Annotated in this window: 13 protein-coding genes; 9 read left to right on the top strand and 4 right to left on the bottom strand. The window is 68.7% G+C overall.

The genetic code is table 11. The features are described from left to right. Positions 1–189: 189 nt before the first annotated feature. The 3 genes from JQX13_RS09480 to JQX13_RS09470 all read left to right on the top strand — a co-directional run bounded on the left by JQX13_RS09480 (position 190) and on the right by JQX13_RS09470 (position 5,788). Entirely contained in the window at positions 190–2,004 is a 1,815-nt protein-coding gene (locus JQX13_RS09480) for an Hsp70 family protein (RefSeq protein WP_203408715.1), read from the top strand. A gap of 170 nt (positions 2,005–2,174) precedes the next feature. After that, complete coding sequence (locus tag JQX13_RS09475; RefSeq protein WP_203408714.1) at positions 2,175–4,253, top strand: beta-propeller domain-containing protein; 2,079 nt, start codon at positions 2,175–2,177, stop codon at positions 4,251–4,253. A 158-nt stretch (positions 4,254–4,411) separates the two neighbouring features. Then, on the top strand, positions 4,412–5,788 hold the full coding sequence (locus tag JQX13_RS09470) for an MATE family efflux transporter (RefSeq protein WP_203408713.1): 1,377 nt from the start codon (positions 4,412–4,414) through the stop codon (positions 5,786–5,788). 82 nt (positions 5,789–5,870) lie between these two features. On the opposite strand, the gene JQX13_RS09465 is transcribed toward JQX13_RS09470, so the two are convergent. From JQX13_RS09465 to JQX13_RS09455, 3 genes are all read right to left on the bottom strand, one after another. Next, entirely contained in the window at positions 5,871–6,134 is a 264-nt protein-coding gene (locus tag JQX13_RS09465) for a hypothetical protein (protein WP_203408712.1), read from the bottom strand. Between the two features lie 82 nt (positions 6,135–6,216). Continuing rightward, positions 6,217–6,930 (bottom strand): esterase family protein, encoded by a 714-nt coding sequence (locus JQX13_RS09460; protein WP_203408711.1) that lies wholly within the window; start codon positions 6,928–6,930, stop codon positions 6,217–6,219. Positions 6,931–7,027: 97 nt separating this feature from the next. Next, complete coding sequence (locus JQX13_RS09455) at positions 7,028–7,609, bottom strand: hypothetical protein (RefSeq protein WP_203408710.1); 582 nt, start codon at positions 7,607–7,609, stop codon at positions 7,028–7,030. A gap of 199 nt (positions 7,610–7,808) precedes the next feature. On the opposite strand from JQX13_RS09455, the gene JQX13_RS09450 reads away from it, so the two are divergent. Then, positions 7,809–8,069: a hypothetical protein gene (locus tag JQX13_RS09450; protein ID WP_203408709.1), complete on the top strand. Its 261-nt coding sequence runs from the start codon at positions 7,809–7,811 to the stop codon at positions 8,067–8,069. Here the strand turns inward: JQX13_RS09450 and JQX13_RS09445 are convergent. Beyond that, the gene (locus tag JQX13_RS09445) at positions 8,066–8,440 is read right to left on the bottom strand and encodes a response regulator (RefSeq protein ID WP_239014647.1); all 375 of its coding nucleotides are present in this window, start codon (positions 8,438–8,440) and stop codon (positions 8,066–8,068) included. The two genes, JQX13_RS09450 and JQX13_RS09445, sit on opposite strands and share 4 nt — an antisense overlap. A gap of 466 nt (positions 8,441–8,906) precedes the next feature. On the opposite strand from JQX13_RS09445, the gene JQX13_RS09440 reads away from it, so the two are divergent. The 5 genes from JQX13_RS09440 (at position 8,907) to JQX13_RS09420 (ending at position 15,501) form a co-directional block, all read left to right on the top strand. Further along, positions 8,907–9,287, top strand: coding sequence for a helix-turn-helix domain-containing protein (locus JQX13_RS09440; protein WP_203408708.1), 381 nt, complete (start codon positions 8,907–8,909; stop codon positions 9,285–9,287). Positions 9,288–9,379: 92 nt separating this feature from the next. Next, the gene (locus JQX13_RS09435) at positions 9,380–12,289 is read left to right on the top strand and encodes a TonB family protein (RefSeq protein WP_203408707.1); all 2,910 of its coding nucleotides are present in this window, start codon (positions 9,380–9,382) and stop codon (positions 12,287–12,289) included. Positions 12,290–12,733: 444 nt separating this feature from the next. Then, the gene (locus JQX13_RS53860) at positions 12,734–12,928 is read left to right on the top strand and encodes a hypothetical protein (RefSeq protein WP_239014646.1); all 195 of its coding nucleotides are present in this window, start codon (positions 12,734–12,736) and stop codon (positions 12,926–12,928) included. A gap of 69 nt (positions 12,929–12,997) precedes the next feature. Next, positions 12,998–13,411, top strand: coding sequence for a hypothetical protein (locus JQX13_RS09425; RefSeq protein WP_239014645.1), 414 nt, complete (start codon positions 12,998–13,000; stop codon positions 13,409–13,411). A 179-nt stretch (positions 13,412–13,590) separates the two neighbouring features. Beyond that, complete coding sequence (locus tag JQX13_RS09420) at positions 13,591–15,501, top strand: sensor histidine kinase (protein WP_203408705.1); 1,911 nt, start codon at positions 13,591–13,593, stop codon at positions 15,499–15,501. The last annotated feature ends 25 nt before the right edge of the window (positions 15,502–15,526 follow it).

Below are 15,526 nucleotides of genomic sequence, written 5' to 3'. Positions count from 1 at the left end.
CGGCGGCGCTTAGCACGCCCCCTGCCCAGGGGCAATGCTGGGAGTGTACCGCGTGCGGGGTCTCCAATAAGTTCCCCTGGGGTTGTACTCCGGGCGTGGGCTCACGGGGGCCTCTGGAATCCTGCATCTCCGGCGTATCATGGGAACACGGGCCGGCGTCGTAGCCTCCGGACACCGGCCCCTCCTTCAATGCGCGACCCCGTCATCGGCATCGACCTGGGCACCACCAACAGCGCCGTGGCCTCCGTGGAGGAGGGACGGCCCCGCATCATTCCCTCGCGCTCGGGAGGGCGGCTGACGCCCTCCGTGGTGGGACTCACCCCCAAGACGGCCGAGCGCGTGGTGGGCGCCAAGGCCCAGGCGCTCGCGGAGGAGCATCCCGAGTGCGTGGTGTGGGCCACCAAACGTTTCATCGGGCGGCGCTTCACCCCGGAGCTGGTGCAGGCGGCCAAGGCGGTGGTTCCCTATCAGCTGGCGGGCGGCAACACCGGGGACGTGCGGGTGAAGATGGCCGGGCGCACCGTGCCCGTCACCCAGGTGGCGGCCATGATTCTGGGGGAGCTGAAGCTGGACGCCGAGGCGTATTTCGGCCGCGCGGTGAGCAAGTGCGTCATCACCGTCCCGGCCAACTTCGACGACGGCCAGCGCCAGGCCACGCGCGAGGCGGCCACCATCGCCGGGCTGGACGCCATCCGCCTCATCAACGAGCCCACCGCCGCGGCGCTCGCCTACGGGCTGTCGCGCGGCTTCCAGGGCCACGCGCTCGTCTTCGACCTGGGCGGTGGCACCTTCGATGTCACCGTCCTGGAGATAACGGATGGTGTCTACGAGGTGAAGGCCACGGGCGGAGACCCCTCGCTGGGTGGCGAGGACTTCGACCTGAAGATCGTCGACTGGCTGTTGGCGCAGGTGGATGACAACCACCGCGAGCTGGTGCACCGCGACGCGGTGTCCATGCGCAAGCTGAAGGTGGCCGCGGAGCAGGCCAAGCGCGAGCTGACGGACTACGAGGAGACGCTCATTTCCCTGGCGGGCCTGGGGGACCACAACCAGCCGGCGCGCAAGCTGACGGGCCTGGAGACGGCGCTCACGCGCGATTTCTTCGAGCAGCTGTGCGAGCCGTTGTCCAGGCGCTGCATCGCGGTCTGCGAGTCGGTGATGAAGGACGCGGGGATGGAGCCGCGCTCGGTGGACACGGTGCTGCTGGTGGGCGGCATGACGCGCGTGCCCCTCATCCGCCGGCTGGTGGGGGACTTCTTCGGCAAGAAGCCCTCCACGGAGGTGAACCCGGACGAGGCCGTGGCGTTGGGCGCGGCCATCCACGCGGACGAGCTGGCGCGCCAGTCGGGCGCGGCGCTGCTGCTGGACGTGGTGGGCAGCTCGCTGGGCGTGGGGGTGATGGGCGGGCGGGTGAAGCACCTCATCCCCCGCAACAGCGCGGTGCCAGTGGTGGCCAAGGACGTCTTCCACCCGAGCACCCACGGGCAGACGGAGGCGCGCATCCCCATCTACCAGGGCGAGAGCGAGCTGCAGGACGAGAACCGCAAGCTGGGCGAGGTGGTGCTGCGCGATCTCGAGGTGGGCTCGCGCGGGGACACGCCGCTGGAGGTGACGTTCGAGCTGTCCAACGAGGGCACGTTGTCGGTGCGTGCCACGGACCTCAAGACGGGGCTGAGCGAGGCGGTGCGGCTGGAGGCTCGTCCGAACCTTCCGGGACAGGAGGCCGACCGGCTCGTGAAGGAGCAGGCCTCGTACGCGCGGAAGCAGGCGCAGGCGGACGCGAAGAAGACGGAGGAGACGTTCCGCAAGCTGCTGGAGCGCGGGGAGAAGCTGGCGAAGCTGCTGCAGCGCACCGCGGAGGAGAACCCCAGCGATCAGGCGGACGCGGCCATGGTCAACGTGAGATCGCTGCTGGCGTCCGGTCACGCCGCCCTCGAGGCCCGCGATGCCGAGCAGTGCGCCCAGGTGGCGCGCCAGCTCACGCAACTCCTGTCGGGTCGCTGACACCCCTCGGCCCACGGAAAACAGAGGCGCCTCGACTTTCCGAGACGCTTCGCGCGAGCCGTGCGTCCCCAACTCCTCGGAATCCCGAGCACCTGGGGGCGCCTCGTCCCTGGCACACGGGTGGCAATGCCCGCGCCGCGGCCGGAAGACGAATCCGAGGAGTCAGGGATATGCGGAAGAACCATGGTGGGTTGGCGCTCGCGCTGTTGGGACTGGTGGGGTGCGCCGACAAGAGCGCCATTCCCGAGAACCAGCCGGTGCAGATGAGGGCGCGGCTGGAGTCCTTCGAGAGTTGCGGAGCGCTCGAGTCCTATATCGAGGATGCCGCGGTGCTCGACATGCGCACCACGATGGAGCGCTCCAAGCCGTCCTATTGGAAGTCGCGGGGCGGTTGGCTCAGAGGTGACAGCCCCGACGCGGTGGATGGTTCGGCGCCTCCCTCGGGGGCGCCCGCGGAAGGTGGGGGCTCGTCCGGGCCGAACAACCACACGGGCACCAACAACCAGGTGGCCGGCGTGGACGAGGCCGACTTCGTGAAGAACGACGGCACGCGCATCTTCGTCCTCTCCGGGCAGAAGCTGTACGCGCATCGCTCCTGGCCGGCCGAGTCGCTGCGCGCGGAGTCCTCGCTGCAACTCGAGGGCTGGCCCCGGCAGATGTTCCTGCATGGCGACAAGGTGCTCGTCTTCTCCGAGGTGTACCAGCCGCTTCCGGGCACGAGCGGAGGTGCGTGCACGCCCATGGGCCCCTGCTACTCCTCCTCCAGTATCGCCTTCACCAAGGTGACGACGGTGGACGTGTCCGAGCTGGCCGCGCCCCAGGTGACGGGCGAGCTGTACCTGCCGGGCGGCTACCACGACGCGCGGCTCGCGGGCAGCTCCGCGCGGCTGGTGTTGCGCGACGCGTTCCACTGGCCCGCCGGCATCCGCTGGTGGCCTGACTATTCGCGCGAGCTCTGGGACGACCAGGAGCGCCTGGAGAAGGAGATCGACAAGCTGATGGAGCACAACGAGCAGCTCATCCGCTCAAGCGCTCTGTCGGACTGGTTGCCCCAGGGCCGGTTCAAGCGACCGGATGGTACCGAGACAGGGGTGGGCCACGACTGCCGGAGCTTCCACAAGACGAACGCGCCCACCCGGTTGGGCTTCGTCACCGTGGCCTCGCTCGACCTGGACGCGCAGGTGGCGCAGGCCCCGAGCCGCACCACGCTGGTGACCGAGCCGGGGGAGGTGTACTCCAACGGGAGCGCGCTCTACCTGGCGGCGCGCCACTGGTGGTGGTGGCCGGAGGTGGGGCAGTCGGAGCACACCTACGTGCACAAGCTCGACCTGTCCCAGCCGCACCGCGCCACGTACGTGGCCAGCGGCACGGTGGAGGGCTCCCTGCTGAACCAGTTCAGCATGGACGAGCACGAGGGCGTGTTGCGCGTGGCCACCACCCTCTCCACCCGGGTGGCGGAGCCGGGGAACGACTGGGGGCGCATCGAGACGAGCAACCTCCTGTCCACCTACCGCGAGGAGAATGGCCAGCTGAAGCCTCTGGGCCGGAGCGAGGAGCTGGCAAAGGGCGAGCGCATCTACAGCGCGCGCTTCCTCGGCGACAAGGGCTACGTGGTGACGTTCCGCCAGGTGGATCCGCTCTTCACCTTCGATCTGTCCGACCCGGCGCACCCGCGCAAGGTGGGCGAGCTCAAGGTGCCGGGCTTCTCCTCGTACATCCACCCGCTGGGGGACAACCACCTGCTGACCGTGGGCGTGCACATGGCGGAGAACGGCGACTGGCTGTCGCGAGCCATCAAGCTGTCCCTCTTCGACGTGACGGACCCGGCCAATCCGCGCGAGGCCTTCACGCAGTTGGTGGGCACGGCCTACGGCTTTTCCGAGTCGCTCTACGACCACAAGGCCTTCAACTACTTCCCGGCCAGGGGCACGTTGGCCATTCCCTTCGCGGACTGGACGCAGCAGTACTACGGTGGGGACTACTGGGGCGGCTTCGTGAGCGAGCTGCGCGTCTTCCACGTGGACCCGGCGACCGGCTTCACCCCCGTGGGCGCGATCTCCATGAAGGATGTGTTCCAGACGGTCAATTACAACCAGTGGAGCTATAGCTACGTGCCGTACGTGCGCCGTAGCGTGATGGCGGATGATTATGTGTATGCCATCACCGACGCCGGTGTGCGCGTGGCCCACGTGAGCAACCTCTCCCAGCCCGTGGCCACCTCGCGGTTCGCGCCCATCTCCTACCCATGACGCGGCGCGCCCCCCAGGCGTGGACCCGCGGTTGAAGGTGAGTAGCCGGCCGCATGGAGCACGGGCGGCCGGCTGATGGGTCAGGGGAGCGGGGGTTGGGACGTCGGGGGAGACAACCCGGCATCCGCCGTGGAAACCCGCTATAGGGCACCGCTCCCATGTCCGCCTCAATTCCCAGTCGTCGCGAAGAGTTCCGAGAACTCTGGAAGCTCGCCCTGCCCATCGCCATCGCCCAGGCGGGCCAGTCCCTCATGAGTTTCGTGGACACGGCGGTGGTGAGCCGGGCGGGCACCCAGGCGCTGGCGGCGGTGGGCCTGTCCACCGCGGTCTTCTTCGCCCTCAGCAGCTTCGCGATGGGGCTGATGATGGGGGTGGATCCCCTGGTGTCCCAGGCCTTCGGGGCGGGCAACGCACCGCGCGCGCGGGTGCTCCTCTGGCAGGGCAGCTATCTGGCCCTCATCGTGGGCGTGGTGCTGGCGGTGCCGCTGATGGTGGTGCCGAGGCTGCTGCCCCTGTTCGGGGTGGAGTTCGCCGAACTGTCCCTGTTCCAGGACTACCTAGACTGGCGGGCGCCGAGCCTGCCCCTGATGCTGCTCTTCATCAACACGCGCTCCTATCTCCAGGCGGCGGCGCTCACCCGCCCGTTGGTGGTGGCCACCCTGGTGGCCAATGTCTTCAACCTGGGCGCGGACATCCTCCTCGTCTTTGGTGGCGGGGTGCTGCCGGAGTGGTGTGGGCCGCTGCGCCTCATTCCGGCCATGGGGGTGAAGGGCTCGGCCATCGCGACGCTGCTGTGCAGTGTGTTGCAGTGGGCCATCGTCGCGTGGGCGGTGCGCCAGGTGCCGGTGCCGGGGGGAATGCCCTCGGTGCGGCCGGTGCGCTCCGACATCCTCCAGGCGCTGTGGGTGGGCGTGCCCATCGGCCTGCACATCGCGGCGGAGGTGGGTGTCTTCTCGCTCGCCGGAGTGCTGGCGCGGTGGTTGGGCCCGGAGAGCATGAGCGCGCATCAGATCGCCATCTCCTTCGGTAGCCTCTCCTTCACGGTGGCCCTGGGAATCGGCAACGCGGGCAGTGTGCGGGTGGGGTGGGCCGTGGGCGCGCGCAACACCCCGCTGGCGCGGCTGAGCGGGTTGATGGCCTTCGCCTCGGGGGCGGGCTTCATGTCGCTGAGCGCGCTCATGTTCGCGCTGTTTCCCCGGCAACTGGCGGAGTTCATGGGCACGCCGGCCGAGGTGATGCCCCTGGTGGTGCCGTTGTTGATGGTGTGCGCCGTCTTCCAGATTTCCGATGGCGTGCAGGGAGTGGGCGCGGGCGTGCTGCGAGGGGCGGGGGATACGCGCTTCACCTTCTACGCCAACATGGTGGGGCACTACGCGGTGGGCCTGCCGGTGGCGCTGCTGCTGGGCTTCGGGTTGAAGCTCGGCGTGTTCGGCATCTGGTGGGGTCTGTGCGCGGGGCTCACCGCCGTGGCGCTCGCGCTCTTCTGGCGCTTCCATCGCCAGAGCACGGGCACCTTCCAGCCCCTTGAGGCGTGAGGGGCGGCCGCCCGGGCTCGAAGCCTGCGCATGCTTCGAGGGCTGATGCTCGATGAGTGAGGGCAACGCTTCGGAGGGTCAGCTACCTCGACACCCTGTGTGCCTGCTCGATTATCTGGTGCGCATGCGGCAGGGCAATCTGAGGAGACACTTGCTGCTGAGCATGGGCGACATCGACATCACCCGGAGGGTGGCCTTCATCGATGGTTACCGTGCTTGTCAGTTCGCCAACGGCATCGAGGATGAGGAGTACGGTCTCTTCCGCGACTGGCTCCGTGATGTGAAGCAGGAGTTCCCCCCGGATGGATGGGACGCCAAGTACCTCCGCGACTGCGATGGCGACCACGAGCGCGCCATCCGCAGGTTCTTCGACTTCGTCGCCGAGTTCGTCGCCCTGCGCGAGCGTGAGCGGCAGGGCGGCTGGGTCCTTACCACGGCAGGTAGTGCTGAATCATCTGCCGCCACACCGGCCAGTCGTGCGTGCCTCCCCACCAGATGGCCAGGTGGTTGCGGATGTCCTTCGACCACAGCAGCTTCGACAGGTTCTCGTTCGAGGGCCGGCAGAAGTCGTGCTCGCCCACCGCCAGCACCATCTCCACCCGCCTCAGCGCCGTGAGCTGCGCCACATCGCTCGCCCTCGGCAGCCACTGCATGCACGAGTGGTAGTACACGCTCTCGTCCTGGTGGCCGTCGAGGAGGTCCTCCGTCTCGAACTTGCCTCCCATCGAGAGCAGGCGCCGGAAGGTGTTCGGGTGCCGCAGCCCGATGTTGTACGTGTGGAAGCCGCCGAAGCTGCATCCTCCCAGCGTCAGCCGGCCCCCCGTGCTGCGTGACATCAGCAGCGGCACCACCTCGTGCAGCAGGTACTGCTCGTACGCGTCGTGCCTCGCCACCCGCTCATGCGGGTGGATGGACGTATTGAACCAGCTCTCCTCGTCCACCGAGTCCGGGCACACCACGACATAGCGCCCCGACTGGATGCGATCCGCGATCGCCCCGATGAGCCCGAAGTCCTCCGCCTGGTAGAAACGGCCCTTGCTGGTGGGCAGCAGCATCACCGGTTCCCCGGAGTGCCCGAAGAGCAGCACCTCCATGTCCCGGCCCAGGCGCGAGCTATACCAGCGATGGTATTCGCGATTCATGGCCCCACCTTACCTTCCGTCCACGGGACGCAAGCGGATTCCCGTCCCGGGGGACGGGGTGTCGCGCGACAGTGAACAGCTGGGGGGGCCTGCCCGCTCAGAAGCGCAGCGTGGGGCCCAGCATGATGGAGTGTAGCGGCTCGGCGCACGCGTCGGACGTGGCCGACTCGGTGCTGTCCACGCGCACGTCGCACCACTGCCAGGCCGTGGAGGCCGCGAGGCCCAGGTGGTCTCCGAACCACGCGTCCACGCCGAAACGCAGCGCCGTGCTCAGCCCGTCATGCAGCATCCGCCTCGGAGAGCCCAGCTCATCCAGCGTCAGCGGCGTCGAGCGGCTCTGCGCCACGCGCAGCCCCACCCACGGGTTCACCCCACTGTCCCTCAGGAAACGCAGCCGCAGCTCCGCTCCCAGCGAGCGGTAATCCAATTGCAGCTGTTGCTCCTGGAAGGTCCGCGCGCTCCATGTCTCGGCACCTTCACCCACCACCCCGAGTGACAGTCCGAAGGGGGTCTCGACTCCCAGGTAGGCCTGGAGCGCACCTCCCTTGGCCCTGATACCCGAGGTGTGATCGATGACGAAACCGGCGCTGACCGAGGCATAACCCCGCCACTCCCCAGCCGCCGATGTTCCCGACCACAACGCCACCACCAGGCTTCCGAGGCTCGCAACGCGTCGCATGTGGCGGCGCAGCTTAGCCCAGACCCGCCCCATCAGGTCTACCCACACAATGAGTCCGTTTCGCAGCGGGCATTCGACGGAACGGGAGCCGCGGTGCCGCGCCGCGTGGTCACCGTGCGTGCCCACAAGGAGACAGATGCGGGGCGCGGGGCGTGCTCCCTTTCTTGCTGCCCCCTGTACGTATGACCAGCTTGGGGTCATGGCTCTCCAGTTCACCCTCTCGCAGCAGGTGGCGCGCCTCCTGTCGCGCTGTCCCTCGGGCGTGAGGGGGCGTATCCTTCGCGAACTGTCCCAGCGGCTCGTGGGCTCCCGGCCCGCGCCCCACATGGGTCTCGAGGTGGGCGTGGTGCGGCTGCCCTCGGGCTTCCAGGTCAGCTATCGGCTGGACCGCTCGCGCGAACAGGTGGAGATGCTCGACCTGTCCGGCGAGCTCAGTCTCACCGCGTCCGCTCCGCTCTAGCTTCGCCGTGTGGCGGTCTTGAGGAAGGCCTTCAACGCGTCGAGGTCCACCGGCTTGGGCATGGCGCCGAGGATGCCCTCGGGCAGGCTCTGGGACTCACCCGCGCCGGACACCACCACCACCGCGAGCGAGCTCAGCGACGTATCCTCGCGCACGTACTGCATCAGCTCCCAGCCGCTCATCACCGGCATCATCAGGTCCAGCAGCATCACCGCCGGACGGGGCGCGGACCTCAGTCGTTCGAGTGCATCCAGGCCATTGCCCGCCACGTCCACCTCGTAGCCCAGCGCCTCGAGGAACTCGGCGAGCAATTCCCTGCTGTCCGCATGGTCCTCCACCACGAGGACGCGGTGATGCCCCTCTCTCATCATCCTCCTGTCCCTTCCCTCTTCGAGGGGCGCCATAACACGACGGCGTCCGCGGCCCTGGAAGACATGTCCCGCGGTACCGGCGAAGGGTTGGCTCGTGGACCGATGCGGGGGCCTCGCAACGGGTGAAAGACACCCGGAAGGGGGGGGTTGGGCCCGGAATCGTTCGGAGTGGGACACCCCGGGTACTCGGGGAAGGCGAGAACCGGGTCCCATGTCCCGCGCAGGACGTGAATGGTCATCTCGTCACCTGTCGCCTCCGGCGCGGGAGACGACCTGAAGCGTTCGGTTCGCCTCTGGGACCCCATGCCGGTGTCCACCGCGTGCGCGCCACCCGTTCCCCTCGTCGCGCCGAGCACTCTTAGGGTCCCAGGTTTCTCCGACTACCCATCCTGTCCTGTCGCGGGTCGCTGTCCGGCTCTAAGCAGATGGCCTGATGGGTCGCCTCACCGAGAGCCAGAGAACCACCATGGGACAACCGTCGACCAGCAAGCTGGCAGCAAACGTTGGCGAGATCGCGCGTGAGGCGCGGCAGCGGGCGGGGCTGACCCAGGCGGACGTGGCGGAGCGGGTGGGACTGGCGACCGAGGTGTACGGACGGCTGGAGCGGGGGCGGATGTTGCCCAGTGTGCCGTCGCTGCGCCGGTTGTGCATCGCGCTGCGCACGCCCTCGGACATCTTCCTGGGCCTCAACACCGGCGAGGTGCCCACCTGGGTGGCCGAGTCCGCCCCGTCCGAGGAATACGACGAGGTCCCCGAGCTGCGCCGCCTCATGCGCACCCTGCGCAAGCTGGATGCCGCGCAGCTCAAGCTGATTGGGCTGGTGGCCGCGGCGTTGCAGAAGCGCTAGCGGGCAGGCGAGCCCCTCCATGGTAGTCAGGGCTTGTCTTGGTCCTGGGGGGGTGGCGTCATCATCCCCCCTCCCAGCATGGACGGGTGCGCATGGTGAACGAGCAGTCGCGGTTGAACGCGTCGTGGGGGCCGCGGGTGGCCCTGGGCGTGCTGCTGCTGGCCGGGTTGCTCCCCCTCGCCCCGGCGCGAGCGCAGGCGCCCACCACACCTCCCGGTCTCCAGAACATTCCGGACGCGCCCCTCGCCGATGCTCCCGACGCGGGCCTGGTGCGGACGGAAGTGGACCTCCAGCGCTCCGATGGCGGCTTCGCCCTGGAAGGAGCGGGGGAGGGAGACGGGGGCACGCAGCCACGCTTCGAGGCGCCCCAGCTGTTGGCGGACTCGCCCGCGCGCTACCCCGAGGCGCTCGCCGCGCAGCCGGTGGCGGGCACGGTGCGGTTGGAACTGCTCCTGGACGAGCAGGGTGAGGTGGCCGAGGTCCGGCTGCTCGAGGCCCTGCACCCGCTGTTGGACGAGGCCGCGCTCCATGCCGCGCCCGGGCTGCGCTTCTCCCCCGCGAGGGTGGACGGCGTGCCGGTGCAGGTGCGGCTCCAGTTCGAGTACCGCTTCGAGGCGCCCCAGCAGGTGGTGGCCGTGGAGGATCCGGCCTCGCGGCCCGTCACGCTGCGCGGCCTGGTGCGAGCCAAGGGCAACCGCCAGCCGCTGGTGGGCGCGGTGTTGGTGTCGGACGCGGCGCGGGACATGCCCGTGGAGACGGGGCCGGATGGGCGCTTCGAGGCGCGGCTGCCCCCGGGCACCCAGTGGGTGCGCGTCACCGCTCCCGGCCACAAGCCCAACGCCTTCCGCGAGGAGGTCCGTCAGGGCGAGACGCTCGAGGTGGTGTACGGCCTGGAGCCGCTGGTGGTGAACCCCTACGAGACGGTGGTGCGCGGCGACCGCGAGCGCACCGAGGTGTCCCGCGTCACGCTGCACGACGCGGAGCTGCGGGAGATCCCCGGCACGATGGGGGATCCCTTCCGGGTGATGATGCTGATGCCCGGTGTGAACAGCATGCTCTCGGGCATTTCGTACCCGGTGGTGCGCGGCAGCCAGCCGGCCTCCACCGGCTACTTCCTCGACGGCATCCGCGTCCCCATCCTCTTCCACCTCTTCCTCGGGCCCGCCGTCATCCACCCGGACTTCATCGACACCATCGACTTCTACGCGGGCAACCCGTCCACCCAGTACGGGCGGCTCACGGGCGGCGCGGTGGAGGGCCGGTTGACCCGCCCGCGCGATGACCGGGTCCATGGCAGTGCCTACGCGGACTTCCTCAACGCGGGCCTCTTCATCGAGTACCCCTTCCAGTCCACCGGCACCAACGTCTCGGTGGCGGGCCGCCTGTCGTATACGCCGTGGTTGATCGCCCTCGCGGCCAACGCGCTGCAACCGCCTGGCTCGAACGACTCGAAGCTGGTGCTGGACTTCTATGACTACCAGGCCCGCATCGAGCAGGAGGTGGGGCCGGGCCGGCTGCGCCTCTTCGCCTTCGGCTCCTCGGACACCTTCGGCACGCAGGCGACGAGCGACTCCGGCACCACCGCGCTGCAGGCCATCCTCTTCCACCGGGTGGATCTGCGCTACCGCCACCCGGTGGGAGGCGGCGAGCTGGAGGCGGGTGTCACGTGGGGGCTGGACCGCTTCTCCATCGGCGGCGAGAGCGCGCGAGAAGGGGGCACCACCATCGACATCGACCAGCGCGACCTCACCGCGCGGATGGGCTACCAGCGGAAGCTGGGCGAGGGACTCTCCCTGCGCAGCGGCCTGGACGTGGACAGCAAGCGCGCGATGGTGGCCCTCGAGCAGAGCTCCCGTCCGGAGGGAGGTGGCCCGCTCCAGAGGACGCGCCTCGAATTGCCCGTGGCGCTCGCCACCTTCAGCGGGCTGTGGGCGGAGCTGCTGTGGGAGAAGGAGCCGGGGTGGACGGTGGTGCCCGGCCTGCGCGTGGACAACTACCACCTGTCCGGCGGCGTCAACGAGGTCGCGGTGGAGCCGCGCCTCTCCGTGCGCCGGAAGATGAGCGAGCAGCTCACGCTCAAGGGCGGTGTGGGCCTCTACCACCAGCCGCCCACCACGCTCATCAGCCTGCCCATCATCGACATCGCGGCGCTGAACCAGGGGCTGCAGCAGGCCCTGCAGATCTCCGCGGGCGCGGAGTACAAGGACCTGTGGGGCTTCGACGTGAGCCTCGAGGGCTACTTCAACCCGATGCTGCGCACGGTGGAGCTGACGCCCTTCAGCTTGGAGGAGCCGCCCATCGTCGTCGATCCGCCGGGCGGGCCCGACGTGGAGCCCGGGAGGCCGGGGGGGCCTGGGGGGCGGGGTCTCGTGCGGGGGATGAAGCAGGAGGAGCCCATCCCCGACTTCGAGTTGCCGGACCTGCGCAGCCACGGCATGTCGTACGGGTTGGAGCTGCTCATCCGCCGCCCGCTGGGAGGCAACTGGTTCGGCTGGCTGTCCTACTCGCTGCAGCGCAGCACGCGCTTCACGCGCTTCACGCAGTACGACTCGAGCGGCCAGCCGGTGGGCGAGGCCGAGGCGTACCTGCCCTACGTCTTCGACCAGACGCACGTCGCGAATCTGGTGCTCAGCTACAAGTTCTCCAACAACGTCACCCTGGGCGGGGTGCTGCACTTCAACTCCGGCCGTCCGGAGTCGGGCAACCTCACCAGCCGCACGATGGTGGAGGGCACGGATGGCTCCGGACGGCCGGGTTGGATACCCGTGAGCCGGGACAAGGCGGACCGGTTGCCGTCCTTCTTCCGCTTCGATCTGCGGCTGTCCAAGGCGTGGGCCTATGAGACCTTCACGCTCGAGGCCTATCTGGACATGCTCAACGTGACGATCAGCCAGGAGGTGGTCAGCTTCGACTACATCGGCGGCGGGAGCATTCCCCTGGAGAAGAAGCCCACGGGCCTGCCCATCGTGCTGCCCATCCTCGGCCTCAAGGGCCGGTACTGAGAGACGGGACTGTATGCGGTTTCGAGCAGGATGCGCGTGTTTCTGGCTCCTGGGTTGCGCGAGCAGTCCAGGCCTGGGGGGCGGTACGGGCAATTACGGTTACAACCCCGAGGGGAAGGTCTGGGTGCGTGGTCCTTGGGATGAGATCAAGTCATCCCATGATGCCGATGCGGTCATCGATCAGTTGTGTCCCGCCGTGATGAGGCTGCCTCGCGTCCAACGGCGGGAATACGGGCAGGAGTACTGCGGAGCCATCTACTCACTTGGAGATGGCATCTATCACGCCAGCCATCCTTCGCCCCTTGGCTCCGCGGTGTTGATCAACCCGACGAAGCGGAAGATGTGCAGACCCCCCGGTATGTGAAGGACCCTCGCGGACACGTCTCGGTGCTCGCCGATTTTCACAGCCACCCCTGGCCCTACTCCCGAATGTCCGAGGAGGACATGCTGGAGAAGAACCAGCTCTGGTCCATTCGACTCCAGTTCGACACCACGTGCCGTGTCATGAAACTCATTCCCTACCTGGGCGTGACGCGTCCGGGTGAGGTGTACGAGCGGCGGGGAAGGGAATGGGTGCTCATCGGGATCATCAAGCCCGAGAACAAGGCCACCGGAGTCGTGAGCCCTCCTGGCGGATAGCTGCCACTTCCCCGCCTGCGCACCTGGGCTGACCTGTCATCTTGAGCGGAGACATCCATGAAGCGCCCGATGCTGCCCTTCCTCTTCGTGTTTCTCCCCGCCTGCACTTTCTTCCAGCAGTTCGGTCGCTATCGTCCCGAGCATGCGCCTCCCGAGGAGGCGGCGCGGGTGCAGTTCCCGTTCATCATCCCGGAAGCGTCACGCTTGAATATACCGGGGGTCACGGCCACGGCGATTCAGCTCGCCATGGATGACTTCCGTCCTCGGAACACCCGACCCCATTCCGGGGCCACTCCGGAAGAGGTGTGCCTGTACCGACGTGAGTCCTTCAACGTCTCCGCCTTTCCAGGACCCGAGGGGGTCGTGTTCGTCCGCTTCGTTCTCGACCCCAATGCATGTCCCCTGCGCGATCCCGTTCTGGACGTAGGCGCAACCTATGCCGTGGATGTTCGTGGGTGGCGCATCCTGGCCGTGGATTATTGAGCAGGTGAGTTGACACGCGCCTGGAATCGGGCACCTGGGTGTATCCCGGGGTCCATTGTCCCTGGGTCCATTGTCCTGGGGTACATGGCTGACGCCCGGAAGCCCATGGCATACTGCCCGTCCGCGCCTGCCCCCCGGACGTCTCCGCTCCCCGGGAGTGTGGGTGCCGGGGGGGACGCATGGCTTCATCCTGGGATCCAGGGCCCGAGCTCGCGTGGCGGCTCCATGCCGGGTGTCCGGATGCGTGCATCGTCTTCCAGTCCGTGCGGGATGACACCGGCGTCCTGCTCGACTTCCAGTGGACATCGCTCAACCCGGCGGCCGAGCCGTTCGTGGAAGGCCTGGGCCGCGCGCTCTCGGCATGGCGCGGGGTGGAGGGCTTGCCGGAACGGAGCACCCTGGGCGAGGTGGTGGCGAGTGGCACGCCGCTCACCTTCGAGCTGTGCGGCCGGGTCGCGGGCGCGCGGCGCTGGTTCCGGGCTCGAGCGGTGAAGCACGGTGACGGCTTCGCGTTGTGGCTCTCCGACATCACCGAGGCCCACGCGCAACTGTGCGCCTTGCGCGAGGAACTGGAGCGGGAGCGGGCCGCGCGGGCACGGGAGGAGCACCTGCGGCTGGCGCTGGAAACGGCGCGGATGGTGACGTGGGAGTGGTCGTCGGCGCGACGCACCCTCCTCTGGTCCCCCAACGCGGATGTCTTCTTCGGTTGGCCTCCGGGCAGCGTCGCCGACACGCCGGAGCGCTTCCTGGACGGGGTGCTCCCCGAGGAGCGTTCCCGGGTCATCGAGGCCCTCGAGCAGGGAGGGCGCGCGGAGGGTCCCTACACCTTCCAGTTCCGCGGGCGGTGGGTGGACGGCACGGTGCGCTGCTACGAGGTGGTGGGGCAGACCCTGAGCGAGGAAGGCCAGCCCACGCGGATGCTCGGCGTGGTGATGGACTGCACCGAGCGCGCGCGGGCCCAGTCGGCGCTGCGTGAGGCCGAGGAGCGCTACCGGCTGGCCTCCTGGGCCACCAATGATCTGCTCTGGGACTGGAACCCCTCCACGGATCACATCCACTGGGGCGAGGCCAGCCTCGCGGTGCTGGGCTACCTCCCCGAGGAGATGGGCGGCATCGGCTGGTGGACGGAGCAGGTGCATCCGGATGATCGGGAGATGGTGCTGCGCAATTTCGAGCACGCGGTGGAGTCGGGCGGGGAGGCGTGGTTGGGCGAGTACCGCTTCCGGCGCAAGGACGGCACGTACGCGCACGTGTTGGACCGGGGGCTGCTGGCCCGCGACGCGAAGGGGCGCACGGTGCGGATGATCGGCTCGATCATGGACATCACCGAGCGCAGGCGCGCGGTGGAGCGGATGGAGGAGGAGGCGCGGTTCCGCGAGCGCTTCATCGGGATTCTGGGGCATGACCTGCGCAACCCACTCAATGCAATCTCGCTGTCGGCGCGGGCGTTGCTGCGGCGTGGCCTGCCTCCGTCCCAGGAGCAGCTGGCCCGGCGGATCGAGACGAGCGCGGCGCGCATGGGGAACATGATCTCGGACATCCTGGACCTGACGCGCGTGCGGCTGTCCGGGGGAATTCCCCTGAACCTGGCGCCCACGAGCCTGCCCGCGCTGTGTCGGCAGGTGGTGGAGGAGCTGACGGTGGCGCACCCGGAGCGCGACATCATCCTGGAGACCCAGGGCGAGGGCGAGGGCATCTGGGATCCGGAGCGACTGGCGCAAGTGGTGAGCAACCTGGTGGCCAACGCGCTGGTGCACGGCACGCAGGAGGGTCCTGTCTTCGTGCGGTGCACGGGCGATGTGCAGCGGCAGGTGCTGGAGATTTCCAATCGGGGGGCACCCATCCCGAGCCACCAGATGGCCACGCTGTTCGATCCATTCCGTCAGGTGGGAGCGGGCAGGAGCGGGCGGGGAAGCGGGCTGGGGCTGGGGCTGTTCATCGTGCGAGAGCTCGTCGAGGCGCATGGCGGCCGAGTGACGGTGCGCTCCGAGGCGAGCCATGGGACGACGTTCACCGTCGTCCTGCCCCGGGACGCGCGCCAATCAGCCGGGACGAGGGACCGGGCCTCGGGAGCGGCACAGACGGCCTGACGCGGATGCTCCCTCTCCCCCTGGG

It is taken from the genome of Archangium violaceum, assembly GCF_016859125.1.
Classification (GTDB): domain Bacteria; phylum Myxococcota; class Myxococcia; order Myxococcales; family Myxococcaceae; genus Archangium; species Archangium violaceum_A.
Note: the sequence above shows the minus strand (reverse complement) of the source record. Positions and strands in the feature narration are given on the sequence as shown.